Raw genomic sequence first — 19524 nt, 5'->3', positions numbered from 1 at the left:
TGCTGATCGTCAGCCGCCGATGAGGAGGGCCGAGGTGTCCGAGGCAGTGTCGCGCCCCACACTGGAGGCCGTGGCCGCACGGGCCGGGGTGTCCCGGGCCACCGTGTCACGGGTGGTCAACGGCGGGGACGGGGTGCGCGAACCCCTCGTCGAGCGGGTCCGGAAGGCGGTCGAGGAACTCGGCTACGTCCCCAACCAGGCGGCCCGCAGCCTGGTCACCAAACGGCACGACGCGATCGCCGTCGTCATCGCCGAACCCGAGACCCGGATCTTCACCGACCCCTTCTTCGCCCTCCAACTGCGCGGCATCAGCAAGGAGCTGACCGCCCACGACAACCAGCTCGTGCTGCTGCTCACCGAGGGGCGGGACGACCACGCACGCGTGGCCCGCTATCTCGCCGGCGGCCATGTCGACGGCGCGCTCGTCTTCTCGCTCCACCTCGACGACCCGCTGCCCGGTCTGATCGAGGGCGCCGGAGTCCCCACCGTGTTCGGCGGCCGGCCCGGCTGGAGCGACGGCACCAACAGCGCCGTGTACGTCGACTGCGACAACCGGGGCGGCGCCCAGGACGCCGTACGCCATCTCGCCGGCCTCGGCCGGAGCCGGATCGCCCACATCACCGGGCCCCTGGACCAGACGTCGGCCGCCGACCGCCTCCAGGGGTATCGGGACGTCATGGCCGCCATGGGGGAGGCCGATCCGCGGCTGGTCGTGCCCAGCGACTTCACCCCGGCCGGCGGCGAGCGCGCCATGGGCGAACTCCTCGACCGCTGCCCGGATGTCGACGCCGTGTTCGCGGCCAACGACCTCACCGCACTCGGCGCCCTGCGCGTCCTGCGCGAGCGCGGCCACCGGGTGCCCGAGGACGTGGCCGTGATCGGCTTCGACGACGTGCTGCCCGTCACCGAACAGACCGAGCCGTCACTGACGACGGTCCGTCAGGACATCGAGGAGATGGGCCGGTTGATGGCCCGGCTCCTGCTGGCCTCCCTGACCCGGGGGAACCCGGCGACGGGCGCGCCGTCCAGCGTCATCCTGCCCACGACACTGATACGGCGTGCCACCGCATAGGCGGTCTCCGCCTCAGCCCTGCTGCTCGCCCTTGATCACCGCGAACCGGGCGCCGTACGGGTCGGCCAGCTTGGCCATCCGGCCCACACCCTCCAGCGTGGTCGCCGGCATCCGCACCTTGCCACCGGTCTGCTGCGCCTTCTCCACCACCGCGTCCGGGTCCTCTACCTCGAAGTACGGCAGCCAGTACGCGCCGATCTGGGCCTCGGCAGGGTCCTCGGCCAGCGGGACCATCCCGCCGAACATGGAGTCGTCGTCGCCGTTCGCCGGGTTGACACAGGTGTATGTGCCGCCGGGGAAGGGCACGCCGGAGGTCTCCAGACCGAGCACCTTGTGGTAGAAAGCGGCGGCCGCCGCGATGTCCGGGGTGTACAGCTCGACCCAGCACAGCGAACCCGGATCGCTCGCCATGTCCACGCCCTTGGTCAGCCCGGGCTGCCAGATCCCGAAGGGCACGCCCGCCTGGTCGGCGAGGATCGCCAGGTGGCCCCGGCCCATCACGTCCATCGGCTGGGCCAGGACGCTGCCGTGCGCCTGCTCGGCGGTCTTGGCGGTGGCCTGCGCGTCCTCGCTCTGGAAGTACACGGTCCAGCTCGGCGGGCCCTGTTCGGGACTGGTCTGCATACCGCCGGCGACGGTCCTGCCGTCCAGTTGGAAGAATCCGTAACCGCCGGCGTCCGGACCCGCCGACTGGAACTGCCAGCCGAAGAGGCCGTTGTAGAAGGAGACGGCGCCGTCGATCTCGGGGGTGCCGAGGTCGATCCAGTTGGGAGCGCCGTTGACGAAACGGGTGGTGAGCATCTTCGCCCTCCTCGGAAGGGTCCCGTGCATTGCAGAGCCGAGTCTTCCACCGCCCACTGACAATCGCTGCCGGAGCGCGCCCACCCCAAGCTGGTTACCGTGGGTCACTTGACGCACTCGCCGAGTTTTGATTCCGTTGCGCGCGCCGCCGTGCGCAGGCGTGGCGTCGTCGCGCATGATCGAGGCTGCTGTGGTCCGTCGCGCCCTCGTTGAGCGGGCGTTGATCGAACGTTTTTCGCCGCACGGCACGATCCTGGCCATGCACTTCGACACCACCATCCCTCCCCGCACGCCCGTCCCGGTCTGGCATGCGCAGGCGCTGTGCGCGCAGACCGGGGCGGACTTCTTCTTCCCCGAGCCCGGCAGCTCGGTGCGCGAGGCGAAGCGCATCTGCGGTATGTGCGAGATGCGTTCGGCCTGCCTGGAGTACGCGCTGGACAACGACGAACGCTTCGGCGTCTGGGGCGGCCTGTCCGAGAAGGAGCGACTGGAACTCCGGCGCGCCTCCCGCTGACCCACGACCGCCCCGGAAGAGCTGACACACGGTTGCCCCGGAAATGCCCGACCATGACCACCCGGAAGAGCCGGACCACGACCGCCCCGGAAAATGTGTACGGTCCCTCGCCGCGCCCGGTTACGATCCCGGGACGCGGCCGGACGTAGCGCAGAGGCAGGCGCACCGCCTTGCCAAGGCGGACACGCCGGTTCGAATCCGGTCGTCCGGGCCGCGTGACGAGGTCCTGTAGAGCAGAGGCAGACTCGCCACCCTCTCAAGGTGGATACGCCGGTTCGAATCCGGCCGGGACCACGGTACGGCGGACACGGGGCGGCGGGACGGATGGGCGAGGCGATCACCGAGGCGGAACTGGCCGCTTTCCACGACGTGGTGGGGAAGCTGCGGGCGCTGCCCGTAGACGACCCGGTGCGGCTGCGTGCCGAGCAGGTCGCCGCCTCCTTCGCCCGCGACGGACGGCTGCGCCGCCGCAGGACCCGCGGCACCGAACTGTCGTCCGCCGACGCCGCCGTGATGGCCGCGACCGCGACCGGCGCCCTGGACCGCCGCGAGGACGCGCCGCTGGCCGTACCCGGTGCCGGGGGTGTCTTCCAGAAGCCGCGCACCTGCTATGTCTGCAAGTCGCCCTACCGACAGGTCGACACCTTCTACCACCGGCTCTGCCCCGACTGCGCCGCCGACAACACCGCCCGCCGCGCCCTGAGCACCGACTTGAGCGGCCGCCGGGTGCTGCTCACCGGAGGCCGGGTGAAGATCGGCTTCCAGCTGGCGCTGATGATGCTGCGCGACGGCGCCGAAGTCCTGGTCACCTCCCGCTTCCCGCACGACACCGTGCGCCGCTTCGAAGCGGCCCCAGGCAGCGCGAAATGGCGGGACCGGCTGGCCGTGCTCGCCGTCGACCTGCGTGATCCACGTCAAGTGCTCGGACTGTGCGAGGAGTTGCGGCAGGAGGGCGAGCCGCTCGACATCCTCGTCAACAACGCGGCCCAGACCGTGCGCAGACCACCCGAGTCCTACGCCCTGCTGGCCTCCGGCGAACGCGCCGCGCTGCCGCCGGGCGCCCGACCGGCCCCCGGGTTCACACCGCTGCGGACGCCGGCGCACGGAGCCGCGTCGCTGCCCGTCGCACTCCGGGAGGCCGACGAGGCCGGGCTGCTGCCCGACCCCTCGCCGGAGAACTCCTGGTCGGCCCGGCTCGGCGACCTGGACCCGGCCGAGGTGCTGGAGACCCAGTTGGTCAACGCCCTTGCCCCGGCCCTGCTCTGCGACCGGCTGCTGCCACTGCTGCTGGCCTCGCCGCACCCGCGCCGGTACGTGGTCAACGTGACCGCGGTCGAGGGCCGGTTCGCCGTCCGCAACAAGATGGCGGGCCATCCGCACACCAACATGGCCAAGGCCGCCCTCAACATGCTCACCCGCACCAGCGCCGCCGAACTCGCCGAGCGGGGCGTCCACATGTGCGCGGTGGACACCGGCTGGATCACCGACGAGAACCCGGCCCCGAAGAAGGCCCGGATGGCGGGCGTGGGCTTCCGTACCCCGCTCGACATCGTCGACGGGGCGGCCCGCGTCTACGACCCGATCGTGCGCGGTGAGGCCGGCGACCCGGTGTCCGGGGTGTTCCTGAAGGACTACCTGGAGGCCGCGTGGTGAACGAGGAGCCGACATTCGCCGGGGTGCCGCCTGTCGTGCCGCGCCCGGCCGCCGAACTCGCCCCGCTGCTTCACTGGTTGCGGGCCGGACGCCCGGCGGGGGAGCGGCTGGACTTCACGGCCGGAACCGTGCTGCCGGACGGCCGTCTCGACCTGTGCAAGCAGGGCGTCGGCGCGACGGGCGCTGCCCTGATCGCCGAGGCCCTGGCCGAAGGCCCCACTCCGGTACGGCATCTGCTGCTCGGTACGGACGCGCTCGGTGACGAGGGCGCCGCCGCGGTGGCCGGGTCCGGTGCCGAGGTCGAGACCCTCTACCTCGGCTGCAACGGCATCACGGCGGGCGGCGCCTGCCGGATCGCCGACCAGCTGCGCGCCTCGCCCCAGGTCGTCACCGGCGTCTGGCTGAAGCGGAACCCGCTGGGCAGCGGCGGCGGGCGGGCCGCCGCCGAACTCGTCGAGTCCGCCCGCTCCCTGCGCACCCTCGACCTCGTCCAGACCGGGCTCGACCCGGCCGGCGCGGCGGTGCTGGCCGACGCGCTGCTGGTGGCCGCCGACGGCGGGCGCCGGATCGAGCGGCTCTTCGTCGGCGGCAACCCGCTGGGCGAGGCCGGTGCCCGGGCGCTGGCCGCCGTCGTCGCCGGGGGCGCGGTCGACGAACTGTACGTGTCCGCGGCCCGGTTGGGCGACGCGGGTGCGCTGCTGCTGGCCGACGCCCTGGACCGGGCCCCGTACGGACGCCTGGGCCGCCTCTCCGCCGCCAGCAACGGCATCGGTCCCTCGGCCGCCGCCCGCCTGGTGACGGCGGCCGCCTCGGCGGGGGTCACCCTGCTCGACCTCGGGCGGGTCCGTGCGGCCGCCGTGCTCGCGGCGCCGGACAACCGGCTGGACCTGGCCGCCGCCGACACCATCGGGCAGGCCCTCGCCGGCGCCGGGCACCGCCTCGCCCATCTCGTCCTGACCCACACCGGCATGCGCAGCCGTGAGGCCCACCGCCTCCTCGACCACGCGGCCCACGCCGGCACGGCCACCCGCTACCGCCTCGGCGCCGGCATAGCAGCCAGCGTCAAACGCCGGCTGGACGACCTCAGCGCCCACCTCCCGGCCCCGACGGTCCCGGTCGACGTGGCCGCCGTACGCAGTGTGCACCGCACGGCACCGCAGGAGGGCTGACCCTCAGCTCCCGCGCATCTGCCTGAACACTTCCATCCAGTACCGCTGCTGCCGCTCCGACGCACCCACCAGGTAGGTCGCGCGCAGCTTCGCCGGGAGCAGGGCCACCAGGCGGACCACCACCGCCCGGTCCCGCTTCAGCTGGGACAGCTCCGCGTTGGCGAGGATCTGGTGGACCACGTCGCTGTCGTCGCCGCCCTCGTCGGAGAGCCCGTCGGCCCGGCGCAGCCGGGCCTCCCAGGCGTCGACGTCCCGGGCCAGCTCGCGCAGGCCGGTGACCGGGCGCCCCCGGAAACGGTCGACCAGCGCCGTCAGCGGCACCGGCGCGTACTCGCCGTCGCCGAGGTAGATCGTGCCCATCTCCAGCGGCAGCCCCCGCCGGTGCAGCTTGATCAGCCGCTCCAGCGTCCGCTTGGTGATCCAGGCCCGCCCCTCGTCGTCGATGTCGTGCTTCCACCACTCCAGGGCCGTCTCGGCGTCCCGGCCGTAGTGCGCGAGCAGCCACTCGTTGGCCGGGATGTCCTCGGGCTCGACCATGAGCGAGGCGGTGAAACGGGTCGCCTGGGCGATGTTGTTCCGTGCCACGAGGAGCTTGCGGCCCAGGTGGTACGGCGGGTTCTGCACGGCTATCTGCGCGCGCAGGTTCTCGATCCGCCGCCCGGCCAGGGACCACTCCTGGGTGACCTCCATCAGCTTGGCGAACGCGGCCTTGTCCTTGGGCCGGTTGTACTCGTCCCAGACGATCGCCTTGGGCTCCGGACCCGTGAACGGCGCGGCCAGGAGGTTGTCCAGCGTGCCGTCCGGGGAGGGGACCGGCGCGCACAGGTCCTCGACGTTCGTCACCGGCAGCGAGAAGTACAGGGCGTCCCGGCCGAGCCCCTCGCGCACGGTCTCCCGCACCAGCTCCGTCTTGCCGCAGCCAGGCGGCCCCTGGAGCAGCACCGTCCAGCGGTTGCGCAGCGCGGCCCGCACCACCTGCCGTACCGGGTCCGCGATCGTCGCCGGGTTGGCCACGCCCACGCTCGCGGCGATCCGGTCGAGGATCTCGGCCGTCCGGTTCTGTCCGGGGCGGCCGTCCGGGCCGGGCTCGGCCAGCCGCAGCCGCTCGCCGTCGACCAGTGGCAGGCCCCAGCGCAGTGGGAAGCCCTCGCGCGCGTTGGCCAGCACATGGTCGAGGGTGCGCGGGGAGAGCAGCTCGCGCAGGGCGGGGGAGAGCGACGCCCACAGGGAGAACACCGGACGCAGGTCCCACGGGCGGTACTCGGCCGCGAGATGCCGCCGCCACGAGGTGTCGTTGGCGGTGATCCGCAGCGTCACCATGCGGTCGAGGAGCGCCAGGTCGCCACGGCGGGCAGAGGTCTCCGTCAGCGACTCGTTGTCGGTGAGGAACACGCCGACACAGCCCAGGGCGCGCAGATCGTGCTCGCCGAGCGACCAGTCGCAGGCGATCTGCATCAGCTGCGACTGGATCGTGTCGCCCGCCTGCAGCGAGTCGTCGATGAGCAGCACGAACGGCCGGCCCGGCCTGAGCTGGCTCATCACCAGCTGGCGCAGCACCAGTTCGCCCGTGTGCGGGTCCCGGACCGGTGCGTTGACCAGCAGGTCGTCCGGGGTCAGATTCGCCGCCGGCACATACACCAGCGTGGTGTCCTGGTGGGCGCGGGCGAGGTGCGAGAAGAACGTCGCCGTCTTGCCGATGCCGTGCTCGCCGAAGATCTGCCCGGTCTGCCGCATGTCGATCATCGCGTCGATGAAGGACTCCAGCCGGGACGGCTCCGTGGTCCGTTGCTTCTCCGTGGTCTTCGTCCGTGTGCTCATCTACCGCGATCCCGTGGTGACGCGATGGCAGTCCATCGCGGGTGTGTGCCTCTCGGGCCAGTCGTCGCCGCCCTCAGTGATCAGCCAGATCCACTTCTCCGGCTCGGCCGGGGTGACCGGCGGCGCGTATCCGTCGGTCAGCACGACCACCGCGTCCGGGGTCACCTCGCAACGCCGGCCCGCCACTTCGGTACGGCCCTCCACATAGTCGGCGACCACCTGGAAGCTGGTGCCGCCACCGCCGTATACGTGCGCGCCGGGTGCGAACGGCATCACCACGGCGTCGAAGGACAGCCAGTGCGCCGCCACCCCGTCGATCCGGCCGACGAGCCGGGTGAGCCAGTCGATCACCTGGTGGGGCATCGAGCCCGAGGTGTCGTAGGCGATGACGAGCACCTTGTCGCGGACCGGGCCGCGCCGGGCGAGCACCGGGTCCTGGCCGAGGGCGGCGAGCAGGGCGCCGCGCTTCTTCGGGTACACCAGCCGCTCGCCGTCGCGCAGCCGGGAGCCCAGGACGTCGACCAGCCAGCGCTGCCACCAGTCGACGGTCCGGGTGCGGCTGGTCTCGCCGCGCAGCATGCCCGCGCCCAGGCTCCCCCAGAGCTTCGCGGCCCGCGCCGACCCCTCCTCCGTACGGTTCATGAGGTCGAGCAGCTCGCGCTCCGCGCCCGCGTGGCCGCGCCGGGCCGCCAGCAGCGAGTTGAGCAGCGCGGACGAGGTCACCGCGTCGACGGTCTCCTGGTCGGCGGGGACCAGACCGGCCACCAGATGCGGGCACAGCGGCGGCGGCACCGGCGGCTCGCACATCCGTTTCAGCTCGCCGTAGATCCGCATGTCGGTCTCGACGAACCGCTCGTACACCAGCGGCTCCAGACCGTGGGCCGTCAGGTCCTCCCGGTAGGCCTCGTACACCGTGCGCGGATCGACCCCCGTCGGACGGCCGTCCAGCAGCGGCAGTTCGTCGCGGCCGAGGCGGACCAGGGCCACATGGTTGACGGCGACCTCGGCGGCGAGCGTGAACACCGGGTCCTCGCGCAGCTCCGGGTCGGCCAGCAGATGGCGGTGCACCAGGTGCCGGGCCTCGTGGAACAGCACGAACTTCACGCCGTCCAGGCCGAGTCCGACGAAGAAGTCCGGGTTGTAGAGCAGCAGACAGGTGCCGTCGCCGGAGGCGACCACGGCCGCCGTGTCGATCGCCGTCGTCGGGATCTGGTGCGGACACTTCGAGTACAGCCACGACGCCACCGCCGACTCGGTCAGCCCGAAGTCCAGCAGGGCGGCCTCCTTCAGCCGCCGCGCCTGTGCGACCGTCTCCGGATCCGCCGGCCGGTAGGCCTCAAGTGCCCTGCGGTCGGCCAGATCGACCACGGGCGGGCGTGGCCGCACCCGCTCTCCGTACGCCATGTGCAGCCCCCCGCCGCGCAGTTCCCCCGATGCTCCATTGGTACCAGCCGCCACCGACATCGGGCCAAGGCATTACGATCGGCCGCAAGGGCGGGGCCGTAGCGCAGAGGCAGGCGCACCGGTCTCCAGAACCAGAACACGCCGGTTCGAATCCGGCCGCCCCGCCCCCCGGAACGGTTTCTGGACGGACGCCAGCAGGGCGTCCAGCCAGTCGAAGACCCGCTGTTCGAAGACGGCGCGGCCGATCGGCTCGCAGTGCAGATGCGCGCCCTCCGCCGCCGTCAAGCGCACCAGCCGCCGCGGGCCCGGCAGCACGTCGTAGAGCCGCCGCGAGGCGCCCGGCCAGAAGTGCTCGCCCTCCGGGTCGGCGATCAGCAGCGGGTCCAGACGCCGCTGAGGGGGCCGTCGCTGCCGTTGTCGGCGATCAGCGTGGGCCGTGGACCGTCGGCGCCGGGCGGTCCGATGAGATAACCGGGGAGCGCTTCGTCCTCGTAGGGGATCGCCACCCGGTCCGCCGGCGGGTCCCAGGCGCTCAGGAAGCGGTCGAGGCAGTCCCGGTGCCGCGGGAAGACCTCGCGCAGCCGAGCCTCCGGATCCGCGCAGGCGTCCACGGCCACCAGCGCGGTGCCGAAGTACCCCGCGGCCCGCAGATACGCGTCGCGGGCGGAGATCGTAGAGCCTTCGGCCGCGCTCCGGTCGGCCTGCTCGCGGACCCGGTCCGCCAGCCCGGACCAGGCCCGGAACCAGGTCCCCCCGTCGCCGTCCGCCGCCGTGGCCACGGCCGCCGTCATCTCGCCCACGTCGGCGCCCTGCCGCCAGACCGAGCCGAGGGCGAGCCGGATCTCGTAGTCGAACCGGTCGTTCTTGCTGAACCGGTACGGCACGGCGGCTCCCAGCAGCGGATCCGGCCGTCCCGGCCACCGGGACGGTCCCGGCCCGTCCCGGTGGCCCGCCCTTCCCACGCCAGGAGCCCCGGTTCGGCGGCGCACACCGGAGAGCATGCGGACGGCCCGCCGGCGCGGCACGCTGGTAGGAGAGCCAGGTGGCGATGGGAGGAGCTCCCATGGGACACACGGAACAGCGGCCGGCCGTCCGAACCCGGGCCGAGAAGCCCGTCGGTACCGGGAGCGTCTTCCTCTCCTTCGCCCCGTGGATCATCTTCAGTGTCGTCGCGAGTCCCAGCACCTGGGAGTACGTGGCGCTGGCGGCACTGGTCGCCGCGGTCGTGCTGTCCGGCAAGGACATGCTCCGGGGCCGGTTCTTCCTGCTGGACATGGTCGCCATCGTGTTCTTCGCGGTGCTCTGCGTCCTCGCCCTCGCCCTGGACCGCCACGAGCTGATCTGGCTGGAGACGTACGCCCAGGTCGTCTCCAGCGCGGTGGTGGCCGTCGTGGCACTCGGCTCCCTGCTGTCCGACCCCTTCACGGCGCAGTACGCCCGCCACTCGGTGCCGCGCGAGTACTGGGGCTCGCCCGTGTTCAGCCACGTCAACATGGTGCTGACCGCGGCCTGGGGCGTGGTCTTCGCGCTGATGGCGCTGTCCACCTGGCTGGCCATCCGACTGCCCGGGCAGAGCGACTGGTTCAACTGGGTCGTCCCCATCGCCCTGCTGGTCTGGGCGGTGAAGTTCACCGAACGCTATCCGGGCCGGTACAAGGAGCGGGCGGCGGCTCAGGGCCTGTCCTAGGCGATGGCCCCGGCGGTCACGACCAGTTCCTCGGTCGTGCCGTGGAAGGTTTCCAGCAGTTGGGCCAGTACCGCCCAGGCCTCCTCGTGGTCGCCCAGGTGGTCGCGGACGAGCGGGCGCAGCGCGTCCTCGGCCTCGGCGATCCGGCGCGGGAACATCACGTGTCCGAGGGAGAGCACCTTGAGCACGTCCAGGGCGGGGCCGTGGCCCACGGCGTACTCGGCGGGTCCCGTCGTGATCCCGGCCTGGCGGACGCGGAAGTCGAACTTGCGATGCGCGCCGAACTGGGCGCGCAGCGGGGGCGGGCAGTCCGGGCGTACGGCCAGGGCCCACCGGACGTAGCCGGGAAGGGAGTTCTCGCGGTCCGCCGCCGCGACCGTCTGCCAGTGCTCGCGCCGGTAGACCATGGAGGTGGCCTCCCGCGCGGCGGCCATGGAGGTCGACTCGCGCAGGGCCGGGACCAGCCCGAGGCGGGCGACCCGGTCCGGGACGGGCGGCGGCTCGTAGTTGTCGCGCAGGATCGGGGCGACCTCCACCGTGAGCAGCCGGCCCGGGCCGAACGGCACCCCGTTGAGGACGGCCCGCCGCAGCGCCGTGTCCCGGTCCGTGAGGAGGCGCCAGACGACGGCGTTGAGTTCGGGGTCGTCCTCCTGGAGCATCCACAGCAGCACCGAGGACGGCAGTGCCGGCAGCCCCGAGGGGAGCCGGCGCCGGGCCTCCCGGAGGTCCTCCGGCGCCGGCCGGGGCAGCCCGACACGCGCGCGTACCCGGTCGGCGTCCACGGAGTCGATCAGGTCCAGCAGGAAGCCGACCGCCCGGCCGGAGGTGATGTCAGCACGCATGCGCGCATGATGCCGCAGGCCACCGACAGGGCGCACCGGTAAATCCGCGCGCCCGTTCTCGGGGGTCACGCCCCGGCGCGCGCCGCCATCCGTGCCTTGCGCGCGGCCAGCTTCTCGTCGAACTTCAGGGCCTCCGCGTCCAGCCCGCCCATGAACAGACCGAGTTCCTCCTGCGCCTTCAGGCCCTCCGGGCCGAGGCCGTCGATCTCCAGGACCTTCAGGTGGCGCAGCACCGGCTGGAGCACGTCGTCGTGGTGGATGCGCAGGTTGTAGACCTCGCCGATCGCCATCTGGGCGGCGGCCCGCTCGAAGCCGGGGATGCCGTGGCCGGGCATGCGGAAGTCGACGACGACGTCCCGAACCGCCTGCATGGTCAGGTCCGGGGCGAGCTCGAAGGCCGCCTTGAGCAGGTTCCGGTAGAAGACCATGTGCAGGTTCTCGTCGGTCGCGATGCGGGACAGCATGCGGTCGCAGACCGGGTCGCCGGACTGGTGGCCGGTGTTGCGGTGCGAGATGCGGGTCGCGAGCTCCTGGAAGGCGACGTAGGCGACCGAGTGCAGCATCGAGTGCCGGTTGTCGGACTCGAAGCCCTCGCTCATGTGCGACATCCGGAACTGCTCCAGCTGGTCCGGGTCCACCGCGCGCGAGGCGAGCAGGTAGTCGCGCATCACGATGCCGTGCCGGCCCTCCTCGGCGGTCCAGCGGTGCACCCAGGTACCCCAGGCGCCGTCCCGGCCGAACAGCGAGGCGATCTCGTGGTGGTAGCTCGGCAGGTTGTCCTCGGTGAGCAGGTTCACCACCAGGGCGATCCGCCCGATCTCGGTGACCTTGGACTGCTCCTTGCCCCAGGCCTGACCGTCCTCGAAGAAGCCGGGGAAGTTACGGGCGTCCGACCACGGCACGTACTCGTGCGGCATCCAGTCCTTGGCGACCTTCAGATGGCGGTTCAGCTCCTTCTCGACCACTTCCTCCAGGGCGTACAGCAGCCGCGCGTCGGTCCAGGCGGACGAGCTGCCGAGATGGGGAGAAGTGATCGTCACGAGAACTCCAGGGGGACGCCGAACAAGAGCGAATGAACGGGAGAGGACCGGCGAGCGGTGCCGGGAACCTACGTGATCGTAGGCTACGAACCCGTAGGTTACGAAGCCGTAGGTTAAGCGCGCCGTAAAGATCGCTGATCAGGTGCTGTGCCAGGGCGAATCGGGACATGCCAAAAGGTCCCGGGACCCGCAGGTCCCAGGGCCGGAGGGATGACTCGATCACCCGGTCAGACGTACAACTCCCGCAGCCGCACCGAGAGGCACGTCACACATCCCTCGAGTTTCTCGAACTCGGAGATGTCCACCGTGACCACGTCGTGGCCCAGGTCGGTCAGCAGTTCCGTCGTCTTCGGGGCGCTCGCCGACATCATCAGCTTGCCGCCGCCCAGCAGCACCACATGGGCGCCGGCCTCCTCGGGCACCGCCAGGAAGCCCGGGAACAGCGAAGGCCGGTCCACGTTCGGGATGTGCCCCAGAATCGTTCCGTCGGGAAGCGCGGTCACCGCCGACTTCAGATGCAGCACCTTGCTCACCGGTACGGCGACGACACGCGCGCCCAGCGGCTCGAACACCGCCCGCAACTGCTGCACCCCGGCCGCGTTGGTCCGCCCGCCCCGGCCGACGTAGAGGGTGTCGCCGACCTTGAGGACGTCACCGCCCTCCAGCGTGCCCGGCTCCCAGATCCAGTTCACCGAGCAGCCGAGGCGGGCCACCGCCTCCTCGACCCCGGCGGTCTCCGCGCGCCGGGACTCGGCACCGGGCCGGGTGATCAGCGCCACGTTCTTGTACATGACGACCGTGTCCTCGACGAAGACCGAGTCCGGGCAGTCGTCCTCCGGATCGACCTCGACGGTCTCCCAGCCGTGCGCGCGCAGCGTCTCCGCGTACTCCTCCCATTGGTTCTGGGCGAGTTCGTCGTCGACCTTCTCCCGCTCGATGTGCGTCACCAGACCTTCGGCGAGGCGCGGGCTGGGGCGGCGGATGAGGGCCTTCTTGCTGGGCACGACGGGTCTCCGGGGTCGGCGGTTCGGTCCGGCGCCCAATGTCGGGGCGCCGGACCGCCATCATTCAGCGCGGGTCCGTGCCGACAAAACCCTCGTTGTCAGGCTGTGCCCGTCCTGAGACGCGCCACCTCCTCCGGTGTGGTGCCCGTCAGCTCCCCGTCCGCCATCAGCAGCCAGCGGGTGATCCCGATCGACTCCAGGAAGGGCAGGTCGTGACTGGCCACGATCAGGGCGCCCTGGTAGGCCTCCAGGGCCGTGGTGAGCTGCCGCACGCTCGCCATGTCGAGGTTGTTCGTCGGCTCGTCGAGCATCAGCAGCTGCGGAGCGGGCTCGGCCAGGAGCAGCGCGGCCAGCGCCGCCCGGAAGCGTTCGCCGCCGGAGAGCGTGGCCGCCCGCTGGTCGGCGCGGGCGCCCCGGAACAGGAAGCGGGCCAGCCGGGCCCGGATCCGGTTGTTGGTGGCGCCCGGCGCGAACCTGGCCACGTTCTCGGCCACGGTCAGCTCCCCGTCCAGCACGTCCAGCCGCTGCGGCAGGAAACGCAGCGGCACATGCGCGTGCGCCTCGCCCGCCACCGGCGCCAGCTCCCCGGCGATCGTGCGCAGCAGCGTCGTCTTGCCCGCTCCGTTGCGCCCGATCAGCGCGATCCGCTCGGGCCCGCGCAGATCGAGGATCCCCTTCACACGCGAGCCGTGCGCGAGCTCCAGATTCTCCAGCGTCAGCACGTTCCGGCCCGGCGGTACGGCCGTGTACGGCAGTTCGACGCGGATCTCGTCGTCGTCCCGTACCGCCTCCACCGCCTCGTCCAGCCGCTCCTTCGCCTCGCTGAGCCGCTCCTCGTGCATGATGCGGTGCTTTCCCGCGGACTCCTGGGCCGCCCGCTTGCGCGCCCCCATGACGATCTTCGGCTCGCGCTTCTGCTCGAACATCTTCTGCCCGTACCGCTTGCGGCGGGCCAGTTTGACCTGGGCGTCGGACAGTTCGCGTTTCTGCTTGCGGACATCGGCCTCCGCGACCCGCACCATGCGCTCGGCCGCCTCCTGTTCGACGGCGAGCGCCTCCTCGTACGCCGAGAAGTTGCCGCCGTACCAGGTGACCTCCCCGGCGCGCAGGTCGGCGATCTGGTCGACCAGGTCGAGGAGTTCACGGTCGTGGCTGACCACGATCAGCAGGCCCGGCCAGGACGCGACGGCCGCGTACAACCGCCTGCGGGCGTACAGGTCGAGGTTGTTGGTGGGCTCGTCGAGCAGGAGTACGTCCGGCCGGTCCAGGAGCAGCGCGGCCAGCCGCAGCAGCACCGACTCGCCGCCGGAGACCTCGCCGACGGTCCGGTCGAGTCCGATGTGGCCGAGTCCGAGCTCGCCGAGCGTGACCAGGGCGCGCTCCTCGACGTCCCAGTCGTCGCCGAGCGTCTCGAAGTGCGCCTCGGACGCGTCGCCCGCCTCGATGGCGTGCAGCGCGGCCCGCCGGGCGGCGATGCCGAGCGTCTCCTCGACGCGCAGCGCGGTGTCCAGGGTGACGCTCTGCGGGAGGTATCCGACCTCGCCGGCCACCTTCACGGTGCCGTCGGACGGGGTGAGCTCACCGGCGATGAGCCTGAGAAGCGTGGATTTCCCTGATCCGTTGACGCCGACGAGACCGGTCCGGCCGGGGCCTACGGCGACATCGAGGCCGTCGAGGACGGGGGAGCCGTCGGGCCAGGAGAAGGACAGGGAAGTGCAGGTGACAGATGCAGACATGGGCGCCTCGCGGTTGCTTGCGGTGTCGGGGACAGACGCGTGTCGAGACACCGCGGGACAGCAGCCGAGGGGCCAGGGAAGAGATACCTGTGCCGGAGGACGGCTCGCACGCCGAGGTCGAACGCCACGGACACACCTCGCGGGTGTGACGCGGTGTCTCGAGTCCTCAGACGAGCAACGTCCTTCTCCTATCGACGGCAACAGAACCGTTGTACAAGTTAGGAGGGCCCCCAACGGGGTGTCAACGCAATTAACCACGAGCCCGCTCGGCGGCCCGCCGGCGCTGCGGGGCGGCTCAGCAGGCGTCCCGCATCAGCTCGGCCAGGTCGTGGTCGAGGTCCAGCCGGAGGTGTTCGAGGCCGGTGGGCACCAGGTCACCGGTCGCCTCCAGGAACCGCTCGATCTCGCCCGTGCGCACATGGACGACGGCGGTGCCCTCGGGGGCGTGGAACTCCAGCACGGTCCGGTCGTAGCCGTACGGCCGCACCCGGACGTCCCCGTTGCCCTCCGGGGCGTGCAGGCCGGCCGCGAGCAGCTCACGGGAGAACGTCCAGCAGACGTCGACGCCCTCCAGGGTGGCCGGGGCCGGGAACGTCATACGGACGGCGAAGGGGTCCTCGCTGTCGTAGCGAAGGCTGGCGGGAATGCTCGGCATACGCGGCGACGCGGCGACCAGGCGGGCCTCCACGGGCTGCTCGATGAGAGTGGACAAACCCTTGCTCCCTAGTGACGGCTGGACGAATTTCCGGGCGTACAAGACCTGACACTGGAAGAGACGACGGAAGCGGCCGATCCGTGCACGCGAAGTGCGAGTGACCTCGGTCACCGGGCTCATTCACACCTGGGGCTTACCTGGCCCTTGCGACGGCAGGGCCCTCTGGACGGCGCCGGGACAGTGGGCTAACTTCCCGCGCCATGAGGCGCTTGGGGAGCACGCGGCGGGCAGGACGGACGGGACGTACGAGCCGGGCGGTGACGGTGGGGGTGGCGTGCGCGGCGGCGCTGGCCGCGCTGACCGCGGGTTCCGCGCGCGCGGCGACACCGGCACCGCACTGGGTGCTCAAGGACACCGGCACACCGGACGTGCGGTTCCGCGGCCTGGCCGCCGTCGACCGCCACACCGCCTGGCTGGCCGGCACGGCCGGCACCGTGCTGCGCACCACCGACGGCGGGACGACCTGGCGGAACGTCTCCCCGCCGGGCGCGGGCGACCTCCAGTTCCGGGACGTCGAGGCGTTCGACGCGCGCCGCGCGGTGGTGCTGGCCATCGGCGAGGGCGAGGCGTCCCGCGTCTACCGCACCGACGACGGCGGGGCGACCTGGACCGAGTCGTTCCGCAACACCGACCCCGCCGCCTTCTACGACTGCATGACCTTCTTCGACCACCGCCACGGCCTTGCCATGAGCGACCCGGTGGACGGGAAGTTCCGCATCCTGGCCACCGGCGACGGCGGCCGCTCCTGGCGGGTGCTGCCCAGCACCGGGATGCCGGCCGCCCTGGACGGCGAGGCCGGTTTCGCCGCCAGTGGCCAGTGCCTGGTCGCCTCCGGGCCGAAGGACGCCTGGCTGGCCACCGGCGGCGGCGCGCACGCGCGCGTGCTGCACTCCACCGACCGCGGACTGACCTGGACCGCCACCGACACACCCGTCCCGGCCGGTGATCCGGCCAAGGGCGTCTTCGCCCTCGCCTTCCGCGACCCCACCCACGGCCTCGCGGTCGGCGGCGACTACCGCCCCGACCAGCCCTCCCCGCAGGCGGCCGCGGTCACCCGCGACGGCGGCCGCACCTGGCAGCCCGCGACGACACCGCCGCCCGCCTACCGCTCCGGCGCGGCCTGGCTCCCGCACAGTCGCACCACCGCCCTCGCCGTCGGCCCCACCGGCACCGACCTGACCACCGACGGCGGCCGCACCTGGCGGACCGTCGACACCGGCTCGTACGACACCGTCGACTGCACCCCGGACCTGAGCTGCTGGGCCGCCGGTGAGCAGGGCCGGGTGGCGCGTCTGGAGCGCTGACGCGTGGGTACCCGGTGGCGAGCACACCCACGAAGGGAGCGGTGGCCATGCCACGTGGATCCAGCCCCAAGCGGGAACGCCAGTACGAGCACATCAAGGAGAGCGCGCTCGACCGGGGCGAGAGCGAACAGCGCGCCGAGGAGATCGCCGCGCGGACCGTCAACAAGGAACGCGCCCGCTCCGGCGAGTCCGAGACCGCCAGCCGTACGTCCCTCCAGGACATGTCCTCCGGCCGGCGCGGCGGCAAGCGCTCGCACAGCGGCGCCGCGGGCCCGACCTACGACCAGCTCTACGAAGAGGCCAAACAGCGCGGCATCGAGGGCCGCTCCGACATGAACAAGGCACAACTGCAACGCGCTCTGAACGCCAAGAAGAGCTGACCTGCCCCGCACCCGCGCGAGTCGGGCTGTACGCCCGGTCCTGCCGCGGCCGTCCGCCGTACGCCGGATCCTGGTCCGACCCGTCGCCGCACGCGCGCGTGGCGCGCCGTACGCTCGTGGCCACCATGACGACCGTATGCGTACCCGCGGGCTGGCCCACGACCGAGGAAGCGGCGCTGGCCGTGCAGGACGAGCTGCGGGGGCGGGTGGTCCTCGACGAGCCGGGACCGGCGCCCGGCACGGGTCATGTCACGGGCGTCGACGTGGCCTACGACGACGAACGGGACCTGGTCGCGGCGGCGGCCGTCGTGCTGGACGCCGCGACCCTGGAGCCCGTGGCCGAGGCCACCGCCGTCGGCCGGGTCTCCTTCCCGTACGTGCCCGGCCTCCTCGCCTTCCGTGAGATCCCCACCGTACGGGCCGCCCTCGACGCCCTGCCCTGTCTGCCGGGCCTGGTCGTCTGCGACGGCTACGGCCTCGCCCACCCGCGCCGCTTCGGCCTCGCCAGCCACCTCGGCGTCCTCACCGGCCTGCCCACCATCGGCGTTGCCAAGAACCCGTTCACCTTCGCGTACGACGACCCGGACGCACCGCGCGGCAGCCACGCACCGCTCCTCGCCGGGACCGAGGAGGTCGGCCGCGCGCTGCGCACCCGGGACGGCGTCAAGCCGGTGTTCGTCTCCGTCGGCCACCGGGTGAGCCTGGACAACGCCTGCGCCCACACGCTGGCGCTCACCCCGCGATACCGCCTGCCGGAGACCACCCGCCGCGCGGACGCGCTGTGTCGCAGGGCACTGCGGGAGGCCCGGGCCTGAGTACCCGTACTGAGTACGAGTACGGATGTGGCCGCCCCGGTCCCGGCGGCAGGCTGGCCCGCATGACGACACACCGCGCCCCCAAGCCCGTGGCCGACCCCGCCCAGCCCGTCGAGCGCGCCGTAAACGCGGCGCTCGTCCTCGCCGTGGTGGCCGGGTTCGCCTGGATCGTCGGGATGCTCTGCACCGTGCTGGCCTGGCAGTCCTGACCCGGGCCGAAGCCCGCTAGCGGATCGCGGCCACCCGGAAGCCGATCCCGGCCGCGCGCAGCCGCTCGGTCAGTGCGTCGCCCATCGCCTGCACCGTGGTGACCTGGCCGGCCGTCGCGGGCAGGTCGTCGAAGGCCAGGGACAGCGCGGCCTCGGCGAACATCTTCGCCGTCTCGCCGTAGCCGGGATCGCCGCCCGAGACCTCCGTGAAGACCCGTCGTCCGCCGCCCTCGCCGACGAACCGGACCGTGAACCAGCTGCGGGCCCGCTTCTCCGCGCTGGGTCCCTCCCCGGGCCGGAGCCGGTCCGACAGCCAGCGCCGGGCGGGCGGCAGCTGGGCGGCCGCGGCGACCGCGCCCACGGCCGCCACCCCGCCGAGCGCCACCGGAAGATGCCTGACGGCCGCGTAGTGCCGGTAACGGAAGTCCGGGCCGTAGCGGTCCAGGGCCTTCGCCGAACGGCGCACGATCTGGGCGTCGATGGTGGGCAGCGGCAGCGCCCAGGCACCGATCTCCTTGGCGAAGCGCGGCGGCCCGGCGGGCGCGGTCGCCCGGCGGCTGATCAGCCGGGGCTCGTACCGGGCGCGGTCCCGGGCGGCGGCGATCATCTGCCGGGGGCGCGCGAACTGGTCGAGGACGGAGGCGAAGGTGCCGCCGGAGAAGGTCGCGTCGGCGGTCACGAAGCCGTCCACGGTCAGCGGCACTCCCTCGGGCAGCTGACGGACCGTGAAGTAGGCGCCCAGGTCGTGCGGGACCGAGTCGAAGCCGCACGCGTGCACCAGGCGGGCCCCGGTCTCCTGCGCGCGTGCGTCGTGCCGCACATACGTCAGGTCCACGAACTCGGGCTCCCCGCACAGGTCCAGATAGTCCGCACCGGTGTCCGCGCAGGCCGCGACCAGGTCCTCGCCGTAACGGCCGTACGGGCCGACCGTCGTGGCCACGACGCGCGCCTGCTCGGCGAGGGCGCGGATGGTGGCGGGCTCGGCGACGTCGGCGCGCAGCAGTCCGACCTCCGTGCCCTCCGGCAGCCGCTCGCGCAGCGCCTCCAGCTTGCGCTCGTCCCGGGCCGCGACCGCCCACCGCAGCCCCAGGGGTGCGTGGGCGGCGAGGTAGTCGGCGGTGAGCTCGCCGACGAAGCCGGTGGCCCCGAAGAGCACGATGTCGTAGGGACGGTCCGTCGTCTTCAGCCTGCTCATGACACCTCTCGGTCCTGCAACCCGCGCCGTTGTCGGTGGCTGAGGCTAGCGTGAGGAGTGCGGACGCACCCCCACCGGGTATCTTGACTAAGCGCTTGCTCGTTCACCCTTGTGCCCAGTGGAACGTGTTCTTAGCATCATCGGTGTTACATCAGTTGTGTCACAT

Annotated in this window: 19 protein-coding genes and 3 tRNA genes; 12 read left to right on the top strand and 10 right to left on the bottom strand. The window is 72.3% G+C overall.

Annotated features, from left to right (window positions below):
* Positions 1 to 34 precede the first annotated feature (34 nt).
* On the top strand, positions 35 to 1072 hold the full coding sequence (locus ACWGJB_RS02025) for a LacI family DNA-binding transcriptional regulator (RefSeq protein WP_453378332.1): 1038 nt from the start codon (positions 35 to 37) through the stop codon (positions 1070 to 1072).
* Positions 1073 to 1084: 12 nt separating this feature from the next.
* Here ACWGJB_RS02025 and ACWGJB_RS02020 read toward each other — a convergent pair whose 3' ends face one another.
* Complete coding sequence (locus ACWGJB_RS02020) at positions 1085 to 1873, bottom strand: VOC family protein (protein ID WP_453378331.1); 789 nt, start codon at positions 1871 to 1873, stop codon at positions 1085 to 1087.
* A 220-nt stretch (positions 1874 to 2093) separates the two neighbouring features.
* Between ACWGJB_RS02020 and ACWGJB_RS02015 the strand changes: the two genes are divergently transcribed.
* From ACWGJB_RS02015 to ACWGJB_RS01995, 5 genes are all read left to right on the top strand, one after another.
* Positions 2094 to 2387 carry a WhiB family transcriptional regulator gene (locus tag ACWGJB_RS02015; RefSeq protein WP_453378587.1) on the top strand — a complete coding sequence of 98 codons (294 nt, stop codon included), beginning with the start codon at positions 2094 to 2096 and terminating at the stop codon, positions 2385 to 2387.
* A 139-nt stretch (positions 2388 to 2526) separates the two neighbouring features.
* Positions 2527 to 2598, top strand: a tRNA-Gly gene (locus tag ACWGJB_RS02010).
* Between the two features lie 11 nt (positions 2599 to 2609).
* Positions 2610 to 2681, top strand: a tRNA-Glu gene (locus ACWGJB_RS02005).
* 30 nt (positions 2682 to 2711) lie between these two features.
* Complete coding sequence (locus ACWGJB_RS02000; RefSeq protein ID WP_453378330.1) at positions 2712 to 4040, top strand: SDR family NAD(P)-dependent oxidoreductase; 1329 nt, start codon at positions 2712 to 2714, stop codon at positions 4038 to 4040.
* On the top strand, positions 4034 to 5209 hold the full coding sequence (locus ACWGJB_RS01995) for a ribonuclease inhibitor (protein ID WP_453378329.1): 1176 nt from the start codon (positions 4034 to 4036) through the stop codon (positions 5207 to 5209). The genes ACWGJB_RS02000 and ACWGJB_RS01995 overlap by 7 nt, the downstream gene beginning before the upstream one ends.
* 3 nt (positions 5210 to 5212) lie before the next feature.
* Here ACWGJB_RS01995 and ACWGJB_RS01990 read toward each other — a convergent pair whose 3' ends face one another.
* Together ACWGJB_RS01990 and ACWGJB_RS01985 are read right to left on the bottom strand one after the other, a co-directional pair.
* Complete coding sequence (locus ACWGJB_RS01990; RefSeq protein WP_453378328.1) at positions 5213 to 7027, bottom strand: AAA family ATPase; 1815 nt, start codon at positions 7025 to 7027, stop codon at positions 5213 to 5215.
* A complete protein-coding gene (locus tag ACWGJB_RS01985; RefSeq protein ID WP_453378327.1) occupies positions 7028 to 8431 on the bottom strand; it encodes a DUF2201 family putative metallopeptidase in 1404 nt (467 codons plus the stop codon).
* A 90-nt stretch (positions 8432 to 8521) separates the two neighbouring features.
* On the opposite strand from ACWGJB_RS01985, the gene ACWGJB_RS01980 reads away from it, so the two are divergent.
* Positions 8522 to 8597 (top strand) — tRNA-Trp (locus tag ACWGJB_RS01980).
* 205 nt (positions 8598 to 8802) lie between these two features.
* On the opposite strand, the gene ACWGJB_RS01975 is transcribed toward ACWGJB_RS01980, so the two are convergent.
* Positions 8803 to 9315 (bottom strand): hypothetical protein, encoded by a 513-nt coding sequence (locus tag ACWGJB_RS01975; RefSeq protein ID WP_453378326.1) that lies wholly within the window; start codon positions 9313 to 9315, stop codon positions 8803 to 8805.
* 179 nt (positions 9316 to 9494) lie between these two features.
* On the opposite strand from ACWGJB_RS01975, the gene ACWGJB_RS01970 reads away from it, so the two are divergent.
* Positions 9495 to 10118 carry a hypothetical protein gene (locus ACWGJB_RS01970; RefSeq protein ID WP_453378325.1) on the top strand — a complete coding sequence of 208 codons (624 nt, stop codon included), beginning with the start codon at positions 9495 to 9497 and terminating at the stop codon, positions 10116 to 10118.
* On the opposite strand, the gene ACWGJB_RS01965 is transcribed toward ACWGJB_RS01970, so the two are convergent.
* The 5 genes from ACWGJB_RS01965 to ACWGJB_RS01945 form a co-directional block, all read right to left on the bottom strand.
* Entirely contained in the window at positions 10115 to 10960 is an 846-nt protein-coding gene (locus ACWGJB_RS01965) for a hypothetical protein (protein WP_453378324.1), read from the bottom strand. The two genes, ACWGJB_RS01970 and ACWGJB_RS01965, sit on opposite strands and share 4 nt — an antisense overlap.
* Positions 10961 to 11025: 65 nt before the next feature.
* Complete coding sequence (locus tag ACWGJB_RS01960) at positions 11026 to 12000, bottom strand: acyl-ACP desaturase (RefSeq protein ID WP_453378323.1); 975 nt, start codon at positions 11998 to 12000, stop codon at positions 11026 to 11028.
* Between the two features lie 227 nt (positions 12001 to 12227).
* Positions 12228 to 13004 (bottom strand): dimethylargininase, encoded by a 777-nt coding sequence (gene ddaH, locus ACWGJB_RS01955; protein WP_453378322.1) that lies wholly within the window; start codon positions 13002 to 13004, stop codon positions 12228 to 12230.
* A gap of 98 nt (positions 13005 to 13102) precedes the next feature.
* A complete protein-coding gene (locus ACWGJB_RS01950; RefSeq protein WP_453378321.1) occupies positions 13103 to 14740 on the bottom strand; it encodes an ABC-F family ATP-binding cassette domain-containing protein in 1638 nt (545 codons plus the stop codon).
* A gap of 295 nt (positions 14741 to 15035) precedes the next feature.
* Positions 15036 to 15452: an SsgA family sporulation/cell division regulator gene (locus ACWGJB_RS01945; protein ID WP_453378320.1), complete on the bottom strand. Its 417-nt coding sequence runs from the start codon at positions 15450 to 15452 to the stop codon at positions 15036 to 15038.
* Between the two features lie 203 nt (positions 15453 to 15655).
* Here ACWGJB_RS01945 and ACWGJB_RS01940 point away from each other — a divergent pair, with 203 nt between their 5' ends.
* The 4 genes from ACWGJB_RS01940 to mmpA all read left to right on the top strand — a co-directional run bounded on the left by ACWGJB_RS01940 (position 15656) and on the right by mmpA (position 18163).
* Positions 15656 to 16759 (top strand): WD40/YVTN/BNR-like repeat-containing protein, encoded by a 1104-nt coding sequence (locus ACWGJB_RS01940; protein ID WP_453378319.1) that lies wholly within the window; start codon positions 15656 to 15658, stop codon positions 16757 to 16759.
* A 47-nt stretch (positions 16760 to 16806) separates the two neighbouring features.
* Positions 16807 to 17139 (top strand): plasmid stabilization protein, encoded by a 333-nt coding sequence (locus ACWGJB_RS01935; RefSeq protein WP_453378318.1) that lies wholly within the window; start codon positions 16807 to 16809, stop codon positions 17137 to 17139.
* Between the two features lie 125 nt (positions 17140 to 17264).
* Positions 17265 to 17954, top strand: coding sequence for an endonuclease V (locus ACWGJB_RS01930; RefSeq protein WP_453378317.1), 690 nt, complete (start codon positions 17265 to 17267; stop codon positions 17952 to 17954).
* Between the two features lie 62 nt (positions 17955 to 18016).
* Positions 18017 to 18163 carry a morphogenic membrane protein MmpA gene (gene mmpA / locus ACWGJB_RS01925; RefSeq protein WP_453378316.1) on the top strand — a complete coding sequence of 49 codons (147 nt, stop codon included), beginning with the start codon at positions 18017 to 18019 and terminating at the stop codon, positions 18161 to 18163.
* 16 nt (positions 18164 to 18179) lie between these two features.
* Here the strand turns inward: mmpA and ACWGJB_RS01920 are convergent, their stop codons facing one another.
* Positions 18180 to 19358, bottom strand: a complete 1179-nt coding sequence (locus ACWGJB_RS01920) for a saccharopine dehydrogenase family protein (protein ID WP_453378315.1) — start codon at positions 19356 to 19358, stop codon at positions 18180 to 18182.
* Between the last annotated feature and the right edge of the window lie 166 nt (positions 19359 to 19524).

This window comes from Streptomyces sp. NPDC054813 (assembly GCF_053611365.1).
Note: the sequence above shows the minus strand (reverse complement) of the source record. Positions and strands in the feature narration are given on the sequence as shown.

What these genes read in the sequence shown, in the direction of transcription:
- ACWGJB_RS02020 (WP_453378331.1), bottom strand. Translation starts at nt 1,873, where the DNA reads ATGCTCACCACCCGTTTCGTCAACGGCGCTCCCAACTGGATCGACCTC.
- ACWGJB_RS02000 (WP_453378330.1), top strand. Translation starts at nt 2,712, where the DNA reads ATGGGCGAGGCGATCACCGAGGCGGAACTGGCCGCTTTCCACGACGTG.
- ACWGJB_RS01990 (WP_453378328.1), bottom strand. Translation starts at nt 7,027, where the DNA reads ATGAGCACACGGACGAAGACCACGGAGAAGCAACGGACCACGGAGCCG.
- ACWGJB_RS01985 (WP_453378327.1), bottom strand. Translation starts at nt 8,431, where the DNA reads ATGGCGTACGGAGAGCGGGTGCGGCCACGCCCGCCCGTGGTCGATCTG.
- ACWGJB_RS01970 (WP_453378325.1), top strand. Translation starts at nt 9,495, where the DNA reads ATGGGACACACGGAACAGCGGCCGGCCGTCCGAACCCGGGCCGAGAAG.
- ACWGJB_RS01965 (WP_453378324.1), bottom strand. Translation starts at nt 10,960, where the DNA reads ATGCGTGCTGACATCACCTCCGGCCGGGCGGTCGGCTTCCTGCTGGAC.
- ACWGJB_RS01950 (WP_453378321.1), bottom strand. Translation starts at nt 14,740, where the DNA reads ATGTCTGCATCTGTCACCTGCACTTCCCTGTCCTTCTCCTGGCCCGAC.
- ACWGJB_RS01940 (WP_453378319.1), top strand. Translation starts at nt 15,656, where the DNA reads ATGAGGCGCTTGGGGAGCACGCGGCGGGCAGGACGGACGGGACGTACG.
- ACWGJB_RS01935 (WP_453378318.1), top strand. Translation starts at nt 16,807, where the DNA reads ATGCCACGTGGATCCAGCCCCAAGCGGGAACGCCAGTACGAGCACATC.
- ACWGJB_RS01930 (WP_453378317.1), top strand. Translation starts at nt 17,265, where the DNA reads ATGACGACCGTATGCGTACCCGCGGGCTGGCCCACGACCGAGGAAGCG.
- mmpA (WP_453378316.1), top strand. Translation starts at nt 18,017, where the DNA reads ATGACGACACACCGCGCCCCCAAGCCCGTGGCCGACCCCGCCCAGCCC.
- ACWGJB_RS01920 (WP_453378315.1), bottom strand. Translation starts at nt 19,358, where the DNA reads ATGAGCAGGCTGAAGACGACGGACCGTCCCTACGACATCGTGCTCTTC.